This window comes from uncultured Flavobacterium sp. (assembly GCF_951805225.1).
Lineage (GTDB): Bacteria > Bacteroidota > Bacteroidia > Flavobacteriales > Flavobacteriaceae > Flavobacterium.
This window is the reverse complement of the sequence record NZ_OX638201.1, coordinates 2,871,798-2,886,105: the sequence shown is the minus strand read 5'-3', so window position 1 is coordinate 2,886,105 and position 14,308 is coordinate 2,871,798. Positions and strand designations below refer to the sequence as shown.

The window sequence follows — 14,308 nt, the reverse complement described above, 5'->3', positions numbered from 1 at the left end:
TGATTAGTTAGTGTAAATTGATAAATATGTATAACATATAAAAAACAAGTAAAAATAGGATAAAAAAGAAGTTTATAAAAAATAAGATGAAACTTTTAATAAATGACACTATTCTGGTTTCGCCATAAAAGCGATGATGTGCAGGATAAAAATAATAAGACATCCAAAGAATACCAACAAAATTAATAATATTACCTACGACTGTAAGCGGAGTGTCCTCTCCAAATAAGCCAATTACTTTGTTGATAATAAATAAGATGAGGAAAATTAAAAGCAAAAAGGAGAAATAATGCAAAGTAAAAATACCGTGATCAAAATAGTACCATTTCTTTTTGTTGTGAAAAATCCATAAAAAGAAAGCAAAGAAAGGCATTATAATAAACAGAATTTTTGGAATATTATGAATGAAAGATTCTATGAATTTTTCAATGATTTCCTTTTTTGTATTATGTTCCGTGACATGAACCGCTTTTTCATAAGTCCAATAGGCAAAATCAGAAAGTTTTTCACTCTCTTTTCCATACTTTTGAATAGAGTCGATTTCTTTCATCGGCCTTAATTGAAAGTATTTTTTATCGAGTTGTTTCATCGTTTTATCTTCCAAATAGTCTTTCTTGCCGTGCTTTTCAGTTTTATTTTTGCTAGGCTTTTCAAAATTTGAACTAATTTCTTCCTGACTTTTGTTAAGATTCTCGCTTACTTTATTCGGAAATAAAGCAATTAAAAGAAAAGTAACAAAACTTATAAAAATATAAAGACGAACAGGAGCAAGGTACGACAGTCGTTTTCCTGAAAGATATTCCTTGGTTAATGTCGAAGGTTTGAAAAGCAGGTTTTTAATCGTTTTCCAGAAAGCATTTTCATAATGCGTTAAATCTTCAAAGAAATGGATAAACAAATGGTGGAATGTTTTCCTGCTATCTGTGTTTTCCTGTCCGCAATTTGGACAAAATTTTTGTTCAACAACATGCCTGCAATTTAAGCAGGTTTTGTCTTTTCTAATCGGACTGTGTGACATTGGTTATTTTAGTTGGTTTATTTTTTTGGTTAATTATTTGCTTTTTGCCCACGGATGTTGCTGATTTAAACGGATTTTCGCTGATTCCTTTTTTGCCACGAATTGCACAAATTAACGCGAATTAATTTTATTAAATATCAGCGTAAATCTGTTTAAATCTGTGTCATCTGCGTGCTATTTTTTTTTGCCACGAATTGCACAAATTAGCACGAATTTATTTTATTAAATATCAGTGTAAATCTGTTTAAATCCGCGTCATCTGCGTACAATTTCTATTTTTTCAAAACTTCATTCAGGAAAAGCTGTAAATGCTCGAATGATCTTTTTGCGGCAACAGCATTATAAGCGGCACCTTTAGAATTGTCGTTTCCGGCTTCAGGATTTGTAAAAGAGTGAACGGCATTTGCATAATAAATCATTTGCCAATCGGCTTTAGAGTCACGCATTTCTTGTTGGAAAGCTGTAATTTCTTCCTTAGATTCAAATGGATCATCGGCACCATGACAAACTAAAACTTTGGCTGTAATAGGTTCAACTTGGCGACTTGCATCTCTGGCTAAACTACCATGAAATGAAACCACACCTTTTAAGTTCAAATGTCCGCGGGCAGCTTCAAGAACTCCGGTTCCTCCAAAACAATATCCAATAGCAACAATATTATCTGCATTTGCGCCGGATTTTACTAATTCCTGTAACGCTGCATTGATTCTTTTTTGATAAACCGCAAAATTGGTTTTGTAATATCCGGCTTGTTTTCCTGCTTCTGAAGTATTTTTTGGATAATTTCCTTCACCATAAATATCAGCGATGAAAACCGTATAGCCTAATTTAGATAACTCAGTCGCAATATCTTTTGAAGCTTTGTCAATTCCTAACCAGGCTGGCAAAAGTAGAATACCAGGATTATTGCTGCTTTTCTTAGCAGATTTTATAGATAAACCATTTAATACCTGATCGCCGTCAGCATATTTTACAGGTTTTAATTGCGCATTTATAGTGTTAGAAAACAGTATAGTAGCAAAAATAATTAGGGCAGAATTTTTCATGATTTCACAATTTTAAACAAATATCAGAAATATTATGTTACAAAAAAACCTCGAAAGCCATTTCTTCCGAGGTTTCTGTAAGTGATTTTTCAGATTAAAATTATTAATCGAAAAGATTCGTTTTTTTGATTTCCTGATTTTTAGATTTTCATTTAATAAAATTATTATTTATCAGTTGTCAAGACAAAATTATTCAAAATATTAGCATCAATTAATCTTGCATAACGACCTGTTATTTTTCCTTTTTCGTCTATAGTAAAAAAGGTTGGAGTTCCTATAATACCATAAGAGATAAAATTAGGTCCTGCAAATCCTTTATAATCGCAAAGCTGTTCTTTCCAAGGGAATTCGTGACCGTGACCATCTCCAGCTTCTTTGGTCATATCAGCAGCTACGGTAATGACTTCATAGCCTTTGTCTTTTACGATCTGATAATTGCCTAATAATTGGTGTATTTCATTTTCGCAATTGTTACAGCCTGATTCATAGAAGAACAATAAGGTCTTTTTAGTTATTGCTTTTTTACCCGCCGGCGTTTGCAAAAAAGGAGCTGTTGATCCTGCAACAAGATCGTTCATGGCACTTATCAAGCGATTAGGTGCTTTTTCTATCTGACCGGATTGTGCTAGATATCTTCCCAGATCGCTTACCATAACATCTTTACCTGCTTTTGCAAATACACCTACCATTTTATCAGCAAAGGCTGTATAAGTGCCTTTGTTTTTAATGCGTGATAAGATTGTTTTAGTGTCTTCAAAGAAAACGGCGTCGTCTTTTATGGCATATTGCTGCATTTGTGCCCAGGTTTCAATTACCGGACTCCATAAACCACTTGTGTACAGATTCTCAAAATCAAGTTTATTTGAGTGATCAGCCAAATATGCTTTGTTGTAAATGCCTTACGCTTCTCATTTTTGCCAAGCGACAAAAAATGAAAAGCGTACTACATTATCTAAGATAACTTACTTAGAATTCAATTTGTGAAATATTTTTTTAGTCATTTGAGATACAACGGATACTCAATTTTATAGCTGCATCCATAATGCCAACACTACCTAATGTAGGACCTCCATTACCTCCTACAATTTCAAAAATTCCTCTGAATACAGATCCAGGTTCAGACGTCCAATAAAATCCTCTACTACTTACATTGCTAAGCCTAGTAGCAGGACCCACTTCATCTCCAGTATATAAACCCGAAAAAGGAAAAAACAGTCCGGATCCTACAAAAGTTCCACCACCTGAACTCCAACCACTCTTGATAGTATTATTCAACATTAGCCCCGATATTTCCGCACTAGTAGGCAAACGATATCCAGTAGGACATGGACTATTTCTCCAATAACCATTTACTTCACCGGTATCTTCAGTGGTACCTGGCGTATTAACACCATGTGAATAATAATTTCCATACAAGTTTGCACTTGGAACTAAAGGATCAAGACTTTGATCTACTCCCAAGTTATGACACATAAAGTTTTTCCATACTCCTGGCTTTATATATCCACCGCAACAAGAACAATCTTTTATTTGTGCTTTTAATTTTACTACTAAATCTTTTCCTGTTCCATCTGCTTTATCGTTATATACTACATATAAATCTACAATAAGTGCATTTGCATCAGATTTTCCGTAGGCTGCACCTTGCACACCGCCATTAGTACTTAAGGTATTTTTATAAACTACTGTTGCTGTAACAGCTGAAGATACGTTAAGAGCAGTAGAATCTCCGTTACTGGTTAACGATTTTACAATAGCACCAGTAAGTGACTCAACAAAACTAAAACGAACCTTACTTACAGAACCACTAGGGGTAAAGGTATAAGTTTGCGTATTAATAGCGGTAAGGTCAAAATTAGCTTTACCTGTTGCACGAGTTGATAAAAGCCCACAAGAACTATTATCATTACTCTCTGCAATATCAAAACAAGCTCTACCACTTAAGCTACCGGAACCTGCTGGTAAATCATCAGGCTTAGACGAAACATTAACAATAAACACCGCTGAATTAGTCGCTAAGTTTCCTACACAACCATTAGTTACTCTACAAAATAAATAAAACGTACCACCTGAACCAGGAACATAAGAATATGTAGAACTAGTAGCACCATTTATAATAGTACCACTACCATTATTAGGAATAGCATTAGTATACCATTGATAAGTAGGGTTAACACCTGAAGTTACGGATACAGATAAATTCACACCTGCTCCTACAGTAGCCGTTTGAGAAAGAGCAACTTGTTCAACAACACCTGGCGCAGGACATACATTATTCATTTTTATAACCAACTGTAATTCACTTGATTTTCCGCAAGCACTTTCAGCAGTTACTTTAATAGTTAGATCTGTATTATCTACACCACTAGCAGGAAGCTGGATTGTAACACTTGCTCCTGAACCTGTTATCGATGCTTCTTTGTCAGCAGACCAAGTATAATTTGTTGCAGGACCAAACTCGATAGCAGTCTGCAAAGTAACTTTAGCCCCATAAGTAGCTGTTGTAGGTTTAGATACCCATGAAAGTACCGGTAAACTCGAAACATTCTCAGCAATTGTTCTTGAAACTATTGTACTGGTGCAACCAGAAGCATTAGTAACAGAACCACTGTAAGTTACACCTGGTGTATTTACTTTGATCGTTGCTGTAGTTTCGCTCATTTTTACATTATTCTTATACCAGGTATACGTATACGTTCCAGCAATTGCAGGTACTAATGTTAAATCTGTAGTACCATCACAAAGCACAACATTACCTGAAATATTAGGCTGTCCCGGTGCAGTGTTTGCAGATACCGTTTTTTCCCCAACAGTTACTTCTCTAGAACATAATAATCCAGAATTATCTGTAGCTACCACTCTCAAATTAATACTTGTTTGAGCGCTTGGTATTACAAATGGGTTCGTATAAATTGGCTCAGCACCATTGTACCACATATAGCTAACACCTTGTGTTGGACTTGCAATACTTAAATCTAAAGAACCACCCGCACAAAAGCCAGTAAAACTGCTTAAAGCTACACCATTTACAAGCGCATTGCTATCAGCAAGAGTTACTTGTCCTGCAGCACCTTTAATGATATCAATAACATTAGAAGGATTAGAATAACAGGTTCCGTTTTTTACAACAGCAAACCATTGTCCTAAACTGCTATCACCACTTATAGTAGTTGAAGCGCCTGATTTTACTTCTACACCATTCTGGAACCAGGCAATAGTACCTGTGCCAGATGCTGTAAGTGTAACAGAGTTTGTACCGCAAAGCACTCCATTGTTTGAAGCTATTATAGTGGTAGTACTTGCTGCTGCAGAACCTGATTCTGTAACAACACGCTCGTTACCTGATTTTATATTACAACCTACTGCTCCCATAGAAATATCATATTTTCCTTTTTGAGTAGCGATGATAAAAGAAACTCCACGGGCTATCTCGATACCGTTACGGGTCCAGATTAATTTATCAAGATTTGCTGTAGTAGCAGGAACTGATAAATATACCGCTCCTCCTGTACATACTGATAAAGCTGCACTTGATGGGCTAATAGCCGGAGCTGCATAAGTAAGAGAAGTACAGCTAACCCCATTTTGAGAAAATAAGAATTCTTTGTACATACTTGTACAAGTACTCGTTACACGCACCAATATAGTATGTGTATCTACTGAGTTGTTTTCTCTAAAAGCAACTTTAAATGAACCGTTTCTGGTATCAACATCTGTCAAAGAAGCATAATCTGCTCCTGCAATAATAGTGATAGCAAATGGTCCGTTTGGACAATCAGGATCTGTAATTGAGAACACCTGATCACAGCCTGTTCCGTTTGCAGCTATAGTAGTACAAGGTGCAGGGCTAATAGTAGTTTGAGAAGTACCATCGCATAAACTTACCCATCGGTTAGCATTCCAATACTCCACACAACCAGTGGTTTTGTTATAAATGGTAAGTCCGTTACCTTTATCATTATTTTTTACTGCAAAAGCATTACGTTCTGCGGTAGTCATTTGCGGTAATCTAAGCCCGCCTTTGTTAAGTAATTCTAATACAGAGAAAGGTTCCGGGGCTTTTTTTCCTCCCACTGTCATTTGTGCCTGCATGTTTACAGATAGTAATATGGCAAACAATGCAAGCCATTTACGAAATAATTTTTTTTTCATTTTCTAATTTGTTTAAATTTTTGTTTTTAAATAGGTTTTCTCGTGGCTATTATTCAGAAAATAATAGCCAAAAGGATAGCTAAACGAATATCCTTGCGGATATTCACCTGCATATATGGTTGGTGGTATTGTGGTAAAATTGCGGCTTATTGAGTTTTATCAATAAGGCTTATGGAGATGAAACTGTATGACAGTTTTTATATTAGATTGGTTTGGTTATTTTGGGGTGTAACCTTTTTTTGAGATAAATAACTTATTGGTTATTTGTAAATTACGTCTATGGCTTGCATGTAACTCTTTGAAAATCGTTATAGATTTAGTATAAGAATTATTTTTGGTATTATTTATTTTCTACATCATCATTTCTTCATTTTATTATTTCTTTAAGTGTTTTTTGAATTAGATAAATAATAACGTCTTTGTTTGCTTTTTCCATTATGCAATAATCTTTTTTTATGTTATCTGGTGTAACTCCTTTTACAGATCCCTTTATACTTTGACGTATATAGTATTTGGACAGGCCATATTTTAAAAACAGGGCTTCTAAAATATACGAATTATAGGATTTGTATATTTTTGTCTTATTTTTATCCATTGCATGGGTTATTTTAAATAATGGAGGCAAAGATATAAGCAAGTTTACTACAAAACAAAAAAAAATATAACATTTCTTACAATTAATATATTAAAACCCTTATTAATAGTGTTTTAATTATTGTTTAAAGGCATTGATAAGTTTAGGTGTCGCAAGGAATCAGGGGAGGTTGGAAAGTTATTGAGATATTCGAATAAATCGTCATTTTCCCAAGTAATAAACGGAATAGTGAACCTTCCTGTTGATTTTGTTGACAGATTATGCAGCTTAAATTCTACAATAAGCAAAGATTGGATTAGAACCGGAAACGGAAATGTTTTAGAAAACGACTACAATACTAATCAAAGTTATAATAAAGATAATACTTACAATAATACAAACGAAAGCCTAAGTTCTGGTTATTTTAGAAGTAATAGTCTTCCTCTTATATCGGCAGAAACTATGATTGAGTATAGTGTTGATAATAAAGAAGTTGCTGAAGCTTCTGCAACGCAGTTTTTAGTTCCAACCTTTAAAGGCGCAGATTATTTAATTACGGTAATTGGTAGTTCGATGTATCCTAGATATAATAATGGAGACATTGTGGCTTGTAAACATCTGTCTTTAAATACGTTTTTTCAATGGAATAAGGTTTATGTTATCAATACAGAACAAGGTGTATTGGTAAAGCGTATATGTAAATCAAATAACGAAGATTTTGTCACAATCGTGAGTGATAACAAGGAATATGATACGTTTGAGTTGCCTAAATCAGAAATACTTTCTATAGCGATTGTAACGGGCGTTATTCGGTTAGAATAAGTATTTAATGAAGATTTTTGGAAATGTAATTATAAACTTTGTTATAATTTATTTTTACGGTTTTCACTTGTTAATATTGCTTTTTTTTACCTTTTTGGAAAAAAAAATGCATTAAAATGAAAATAAATTTATAAGATAATTTTTATTTTTTGGAGTTATAAGAATATCAAAATGTCAGAGTAGAAATAATACCTTTTTAAGAATTTTAATTTCTGCTTTATAATTCTTCTACTTTTATATGGAGTAATTTTATTGATCGAAATCGTCGTTAAAATTTACAGTTCTGTTTTTTTAACAATTCTATCGTTAGGATCAAATTCTTTATAAAGTAATATTTCGCTTAAAAGCACATCCTAATTCGACCATTGAATCTGTTTTTGCAATTCCCGGAATATTATCAATTTGTTCGTATAATATCTTACGCATATGCTCGTGGTTTTTTGCCGTAATTTTGAGGTAAAGTGTAAAAGATCCGGTTACAAAATAGCATTCTGTAATTTCGGGAATTTCTTTTAAAGCTTGAATAACTCTTTCAGAATCAGAATCTTTATTGAGTGTAATTCCGGTAAACGAAGCCCAATCATAACCAATTTGTTTTTCGTTCAAAATAGGTTTAATTCCTGTAATAATTCCTTGTTCAAACAAACGATTGATGCGTTGATGAACCATTGTATTTGAAATTTTTAGATTCGTAGCGATTGTCGAAAATGCAATTCTTCCGTCTTTTTCCAGTTCCTTTATAATTTTTACGTCAAACTCATCTAAAATATCCATGCGTTGATTTTTAATTTCTGTAAAGATAAAAATAAGTCTGATTTAATGTTTGCTACCGAAATTTAAAATGACTTATATTCCTGCTAAAATAAGTGATTTTAATTTAAAAATAGCTTTTATTGAGTTAAAACATCTTAAAAGTGGCTTGTAAATAAATAAATTTTATATTTTTGTCTTAATATAAAAAAATTATCATGGCACATAAGCAAGAAATACTTTCATCAAAGTCTGAAGTTTTGATTGAAAAAGAAAACAAATACGGAGCTCACAATTATCATCCACTTCCGGTTGTTCTGGAAAGAGGAGAAGGAGTATACGTTTGGGATGTTGACGGGAAAAAGTATTATGATTTTTTATCGGCTTATTCTGCTGTTAACCAAGGACATTGTCATCCTAAAATTGTAAAAGCAATGGTTGATCAGGCTCAAAAATTGGCTTTGACTTCACGTGCTTTTTACAATGATAAATTAGGAAACTACGAAGAATATGTTACCAATTATTTTGGTTTTGATAAAGTATTACCAATGAATACTGGTGCAGAAGCGGTTGAAACGGCTTTGAAACTTTGTAGAAAATGGGCTTATGAAGTAAAAGGAATTCATGAAAATTTGGCGCAAATTATCGTTTGTGAGAATAATTTTCACGGAAGAACAACGACTATTATTTCATTTTCAAATGATGAAACAGCGCGTAAAAGTTTTGGTCCGTTTACAGAAGGATTTATAAAAATTGAATATGATAATCTTGAAGCTCTTGAAAAAGTTTTAGAATCATCAAAAAATATAGCAGGATTTTTGGTTGAACCAATTCAAGGTGAAGCTGGAGTTTATGTTCCGTCAGAAGGATATTTGGCGAAAGCAAAAGCATTGTGTGAGAAACATAATGTATTGTTTATTGCCGATGAGGTTCAAACTGGAATTGCGCGTACAGGAAAATTATTAGCGGTTCATCACGAAAATGTACAACCGGATATTTTGATTTTAGGAAAAGCAATTTCTGGTGGAGTTTATCCAGTTTCGGCAGTTTTAGCCAATAACGAAATCATGAATGTGATTAAACCGGGTCAACACGGATCTACTTTTGGTGGAAATCCTGTTGCTGCAGCTGTTGCAATCGCTGCTCTTGAAGTAGTTAAAGAAGAAAACTTAGCCGAAAATGCAGAACGTTTAGGAATCATTTTAAGAAAAGGATTAAACGAAATCGCTGAGCGTAACAACTTAATTACACTTGTTCGTGGAAAAGGTTTACTAAATGCAATCGTAATTAATTGTGGTGAAGATTCAGATCTTGCTTGGGAAATTTGCCTAAGATTCAGAGATAACGGATTATTAGCAAAACCAACTCACGGTAACAAGATCAGATTAGCGCCGCCTTTGGTAATGACGGAAGCTCAAATTCAGGAATGTCTTGAAATAATTGAGAAGTCATTAAATGATTTTAGAGATTAAATAATTATCACATAAATACTTTTTTAAAAACATATTCAGTTTCTGGATATGTTTTTTTTGCACTATAAAAAAGTACTATTTTAATATAATTTGAACTTTTCTGTCCATTTTAGGTTTTGAGAGTGAAGTAATTTTGCATAAGATTTTCAGATAGAATTCAATAGCTGAAATCGAATCAGAATATTAATTTTCTAATAGCAAAATTATGGTAACGGTAAGTCTTTGTATGATTGTTAAAAATGAGGGAGAAACATTAGGAAAATGTCTTGAATCCATAAAGAATATAGTAGATGAAATTGTAATTGTCGATACAGGATCTACAGATAAAACCAAAGAAATCGCTTATAGATATACAGATAAAGTATATGACTTTGCATGGATAAATGATTTTGCCGCAGCAAGAAATTTTGCTTTTTCTAAAGCGACCAAAGATTATCAATTATGGCTGGATGCGGATGATATTATAATCGAAAAAGATCAAATTGCTTTTTTAGAACTTAAAAAAACGCTTTCTCCTGAAGTTGATATGGTTTTGATGAAATACAATTATGTTGTTGATGAAAATAACAATCCAACTTATTCTTTTCATCGCGAACGATTAGTAAAAAGAGCCAATAATTACCGTTGGAATGATCCGGTTCATGAATATATTGAATATGGCGGGAATTATTTAATGTCTGAAATTGCAATAACGCATAAAAAAGTAGATTCTTTTTCAGACCGAAACTTAAAAATTTATGAATCTGAATTAGAAAAAAATATTCCATTTTCGCCAAGATCGTTATATTATTATGCGAGAGAATTACGCGATCATTCAAGATATGAAGATGCAGTTTTATATTTTAAAAAATTTCTTGCTACAAAAAAAGGATCTGTTGGTGATAGTATTAATGCGTGCTTAGAAATTGGTAAAATTTATAGAAAATTAAATGATACAGATAATGCTTTAAAGTATCTTTTTCAGACTTTCAGTTTTGATATTCCTAAAGCAGAGGCATGTTGTGAGATTGCTGCCATTTATAAAATCAATGCTGATTATACCAAAGCTATTTATTGGTATGAATTGATTTTAAAATTGAATATTTCTAAAAATGATACTAGTATAATGACAACTGATTGCTGGAATTTTGTTCCTGCGATTGAACTTGCAGTATGTTATTATAATATTAATGATGTCGAAAAAGCTATTGCTTATAATGAATTAGCGGCAAAGTATAAAGCAGATCATGAATCTGTGGTACACAACCGCGCGTATTTTAATAATGTACTTAGAGAAAATAAAGATTTTTTATATACAGATTATAAACACTAAATTGTATAAATTTGAGATACAATAAGTAAAGATCAAATTTACTTAAAAAAAGGCGTTCGCCTGAGCGAACACCTTCTGGTTATAATTACTTAAAATATCAAAAAAAGTAACTATTTCTTAAAGCCAATGTTTTATAAAGCATTGGCTTTTTTTATTTTTAAAACTTAAATTTTTTAAGTTCCCACAAAGTTTTGATAAAAGTATCAACGTCTTGTGTAGTGTTATAAAAAGCTAATGAAGGACGAACGGTTGTTTCAACGCCCATTCTTCTCAAAATTGGCTGAGCGCAATGATGTCCGGTTCTTACAGCAACACCTTCTTTGTTAAGCGCTTGTCCAACCTGATCGTTTGAATATCCTTGCAGATTAAAAGAAAGTACACTTGCTTTATCTTTAGCGGTTCCTATCAATCGTACGCCCGGAATTTCTTTCAGCAGTTTTGTAGCATATTCTAACAAATAATGTTCGTATTGCCCGATTGCGTCAATTCCTAGCTTAGTTACGTAATCAATTGCAGCTCCAAGACCAATTGCATCGGCAATATTTCCGGTTCCGGCTTCAAAACGATTTGGTGCTTTATGGTATTTTATTTCCTCAAAAGTAACATCCTGAATCATGTTTCCGCCCGCTTGATACGGTTCCATTTCGTTCAATAAATCTTCTTTACCGTATAAAGCGCCGATTCCTGTTGGACCAAATAATTTGTGTCCTGAAAAAACCAGCCAATCCGGATTCAAATCCTGAACATCAACTTTCATGTGCGAAACCGATTGTGCGCCATCTATTAAAACTTTCGCTCCAGCGGAATGTGCCATTTCGACAATTTTTTTAGCAGGAGTTACAGTTCCCAATGCATTTGAAACTTGTGTAAAAGCAACCAAACGTGTTTTTGGATTTAGCAATTTAGCATATTCATCAAGCAAAATTTGTCCATCATCATCTACCGGAATCACACGTAGTTTCAATCCTTTTTTATCAGCCAATCTTTTCCACGGAACAATATTAGCGTGATGTTCCAGATTACTCACTATGATTTCGTCTCCGGCAACTAGATTATGATCGCCCCAACTTTGTGCAACAAGATTTATACCTTCGGTTGCGCCGCGAACAAATACAATTTCGTTTACAGAAGTGGCATTCAAAAAGGTTTTTACTTTTTCGCGAGCAGCTTCATAAGCATCAGATGCTCGAGCGGCAAGTTCATGTGCTGCACGGTGAATATTAGAATTTTCATGCTCATAGAAATACGCAATACGATCAATTACCGATTGTGGTTTTTGAGTCGTTGCCGCATTATCAAACCAAATTAGCGGTTTTCCATTCACAGTTTCACGTAGAATCGGGAAATCTTTCTTGATTAATTCGGCATTAAAATTAGTGCCAATAATTCCGTTCAGTTCTGTTGATCCAAGTGTGCTTCCTACAATTGCATTTGGACTTTTTTTATCAAAAGCAAACGGATTCTGATCTAAGAAATAATAGTTATTTCCAGGTCCATCTCCACTTGATGGAGAAATATCACGTCTTTTAAATTGCGTATCAACCGTTGCTAAAGCTGCTTGTAATTCAATTTCAAAAGAAGAATTTTCAGTTTGAAAAGGTAAATATTGATTGTTTAAAAGCAACTCTGAGAAAAACTTGTCTTCCGTCAATTGTGGCGAACCTCCATTTTTTAAATTATGATCATAAAAACCAGTCTGCGGATCATTCATATTCAGATTATAATCTTCCTGAATTCCAGATGTTGTTATACCACTTTGAGGATCAAATCCCGCTCCGGCATTTGGATATAAAGCCGAAGCACCAGTATTACTGCCATAATTAGGAATAGTTGGCGTTGCTCCAAAACCAGTGAAGGAATTGGGAGTTGGCGCTATATTTACCGGATTTTGCGTCGGACTTGGAGCTAATATATTAGCGCCTCCCGATTGCAATAACGTTTCGGCAATTTTAGTCGCACGAGGATGTTCGCTTTTATCCGGACTCAACGAAATCTCTTTCGGAAATTCGTTGGGTAAAGCCTTGAACAATTCGTTTGCTAAATTTTGCAAATCGTCAATGTTAGGTAAACCGTTGTTGTTAGTATTTATACTCATGATACTTTCCTATTTCTACATCTTCAAGAACTGCGATGGCGTCATCTACTAAAACTGCTAAAGAGCAATATAGAGATACAAGATAAGAAGCGATTGCTTTTTCATTTATTCCCATAAAACGAACTGATAATCCAGGAGATTGTTCGCCTTGTAAACCTGGCTGAATAAGTCCGATAACACCTTGACGGCTTTCTCCGGTTCTTAAAAGGATAATTTTTGATTTACCATCTTTAATAGGCAATTTATCTGATGGAATAAGCGGAATTCCTCTCCAGGTTAAAAATTGTGATCCAAATAAAGAAGTTGTTGGAGGTGGAACTCCACGACGAGTACATTCACGGCCAAAAGCTGCGATTGCTAAAGGATGTAACAAGAAGAAACCTGGTTCTTTCCAGACTTTAGTTAATAATTCGTCTAAATCGTCTGGAGTTGGTGCGCCAGTTCTTGTTTTTATAATTTGAGAAGGAGCAACGTTGCTCAATAAACCATAATCTTTATTGTTGATTAATTCGCTTTCCTGACGCTCTTTGATGGTTTCGATAGCCAAACGAAGCTGCTCAGAAATTTGATTGTACGGTTTGCTGTATAAGTCAGAAACACGCGTATGTACTTCTACAATAGTTTGAACAGCAGCAAGATTATATTCTCTTGGATTCTCAATATAATCGACAAAAGTATTAGGTAAAATTCTTTCGTCTCTTGCAGAACAATCTACTTCGATGTGGCTTCCGTCTTTTACTTTATTCAAACGGAAAACTCCTGATTCTACCGGAACCCAATGTAAAAGATGTGTGAGCCAACGTGGAGATATTGTCCCGATTTGCGGAACCGAACGTGTCGCAATTGCTAATTGTCTTGCTGCTACATCGCCTAATGCGGTTTGTTGTTGTTTAGATTCAGCCATGATTTAATGGTTTAAAGGTTAATTTATTTTTTGTTTAAAAGATATAATAGGTCTTCAATTGCATAGCCTATTTCTTAAAAGTGAATTTTTATTAAAGATAAAGATTTCTAAAAGTAAATAATGTTTAATTTGTTTTAAAAAACTCTTAAGTTGTTGAATTTCA

General features: G+C 33.8%; 11 protein-coding genes. 3 read left to right on the top strand and 8 right to left on the bottom strand.

Annotation, left to right across the window (positions count from 1 at the left end; translation table 11 throughout):
- Nucleotides 1–7: 7 nt before the first annotated feature.
- The 5 genes from WN975_RS11430 to WN975_RS11410 form a co-directional block, all read right to left on the bottom strand.
- The gene (locus tag WN975_RS11430) at nt 8–1,018 is read right to left on the bottom strand and encodes a DUF3667 domain-containing protein (protein ID WP_337966646.1); all 1,011 of its coding nucleotides are present in this window, start codon (nt 1,016–1,018) and stop codon (nt 8–10) included.
- A 272-nt stretch (nt 1,019–1,290) separates the two neighbouring features.
- On the bottom strand, nt 1,291–2,064 hold the full coding sequence (locus tag WN975_RS11425) for a dienelactone hydrolase family protein (protein ID WP_337966645.1): 774 nt from the start codon (nt 2,062–2,064) through the stop codon (nt 1,291–1,293).
- A 164-nt stretch (nt 2,065–2,228) separates the two neighbouring features.
- Nucleotides 2,229–2,942: a redoxin domain-containing protein gene (locus WN975_RS11420; protein ID WP_337966644.1), complete on the bottom strand. Its 714-nt coding sequence runs from the start codon at nt 2,940–2,942 to the stop codon at nt 2,229–2,231.
- A 115-nt stretch (nt 2,943–3,057) separates the two neighbouring features.
- Complete coding sequence (locus WN975_RS11415; RefSeq protein ID WP_337966643.1) at nt 3,058–6,216, bottom strand: hypothetical protein; 3,159 nt, start codon at nt 6,214–6,216, stop codon at nt 3,058–3,060.
- A 367-nt stretch (nt 6,217–6,583) separates the two neighbouring features.
- Nucleotides 6,584–6,811: a hypothetical protein gene (locus tag WN975_RS11410; protein WP_337966642.1), complete on the bottom strand. Its 228-nt coding sequence runs from the start codon at nt 6,809–6,811 to the stop codon at nt 6,584–6,586.
- 228 nt (nt 6,812–7,039) lie between these two features.
- On the opposite strand from WN975_RS11410, the gene WN975_RS11405 reads away from it, so the two are divergent.
- Complete coding sequence (locus WN975_RS11405) at nt 7,040–7,612, top strand: S24 family peptidase (RefSeq protein WP_337966641.1); 573 nt, start codon at nt 7,040–7,042, stop codon at nt 7,610–7,612.
- A 321-nt stretch (nt 7,613–7,933) separates the two neighbouring features.
- Here the strand turns inward: WN975_RS11405 and WN975_RS11400 are convergent, their stop codons facing one another.
- The gene (locus WN975_RS11400) at nt 7,934–8,386 is read right to left on the bottom strand and encodes an Lrp/AsnC family transcriptional regulator (protein ID WP_337966640.1); all 453 of its coding nucleotides are present in this window, start codon (nt 8,384–8,386) and stop codon (nt 7,934–7,936) included.
- Between the two features lie 194 nt (nt 8,387–8,580).
- On the opposite strand from WN975_RS11400, the gene rocD reads away from it, so the two are divergent.
- Both rocD and WN975_RS11390 read left to right on the top strand, forming a co-directional pair.
- Entirely contained in the window at nt 8,581–9,834 is a 1,254-nt protein-coding gene (gene rocD, locus WN975_RS11395; RefSeq protein WP_099708790.1) for an ornithine--oxo-acid transaminase, read from the top strand.
- Between the two features lie 205 nt (nt 9,835–10,039).
- The gene (locus WN975_RS11390) at nt 10,040–11,146 is read left to right on the top strand and encodes a glycosyltransferase family 2 protein (RefSeq protein WP_337966639.1); all 1,107 of its coding nucleotides are present in this window, start codon (nt 10,040–10,042) and stop codon (nt 11,144–11,146) included.
- Between the two features lie 157 nt (nt 11,147–11,303).
- Here WN975_RS11390 and WN975_RS11385 read toward each other — a convergent pair whose 3' ends face one another.
- Together WN975_RS11385 and WN975_RS11380 are read right to left on the bottom strand one after the other, a co-directional pair.
- Nucleotides 11,304–13,241: a family 2A encapsulin nanocompartment cargo protein cysteine desulfurase gene (locus WN975_RS11385; RefSeq protein WP_337966638.1), complete on the bottom strand. Its 1,938-nt coding sequence runs from the start codon at nt 13,239–13,241 to the stop codon at nt 11,304–11,306.
- Complete coding sequence (locus WN975_RS11380) at nt 13,225–14,145, bottom strand: family 2A encapsulin nanocompartment shell protein (protein ID WP_337966637.1); 921 nt, start codon at nt 14,143–14,145, stop codon at nt 13,225–13,227. The genes WN975_RS11385 and WN975_RS11380 overlap by 17 nt, the downstream gene beginning before the upstream one ends.
- Between the last annotated feature and the right edge of the window lie 163 nt (nt 14,146–14,308).

Coding starts and splice junctions, on each gene's coding strand:
- rocD (WP_099708790.1), top strand. CDS start 8,581: ATGGCACATAAGCAAGAAATACTTTCATCAAAGTCTGAAGTTTTGATT.
- WN975_RS11390 (WP_337966639.1), top strand. CDS start 10,040: ATGGTAACGGTAAGTCTTTGTATGATTGTTAAAAATGAGGGAGAAACA.
- WN975_RS11430 (WP_337966646.1), bottom strand. CDS start 1,018: ATGTCACACAGTCCGATTAGAAAAGACAAAACCTGCTTAAATTGCAGG.
- WN975_RS11425 (WP_337966645.1), bottom strand. CDS start 2,064: ATGAAAAATTCTGCCCTAATTATTTTTGCTACTATACTGTTTTCTAAC.
- WN975_RS11380 (WP_337966637.1), bottom strand. CDS start 14,145: ATGGCTGAATCTAAACAACAACAAACCGCATTAGGCGATGTAGCAGCA.
- WN975_RS11400 (WP_337966640.1), bottom strand. CDS start 8,386: ATGGATATTTTAGATGAGTTTGACGTAAAAATTATAAAGGAACTGGAA.
- WN975_RS11415 (WP_337966643.1), bottom strand. CDS start 6,216: ATGAAAAAAAAATTATTTCGTAAATGGCTTGCATTGTTTGCCATATTA.
- WN975_RS11410 (WP_337966642.1), bottom strand. CDS start 6,811: ATGGATAAAAATAAGACAAAAATATACAAATCCTATAATTCGTATATT.
- WN975_RS11385 (WP_337966638.1), bottom strand. CDS start 13,241: ATGAGTATAAATACTAACAACAACGGTTTACCTAACATTGACGATTTG.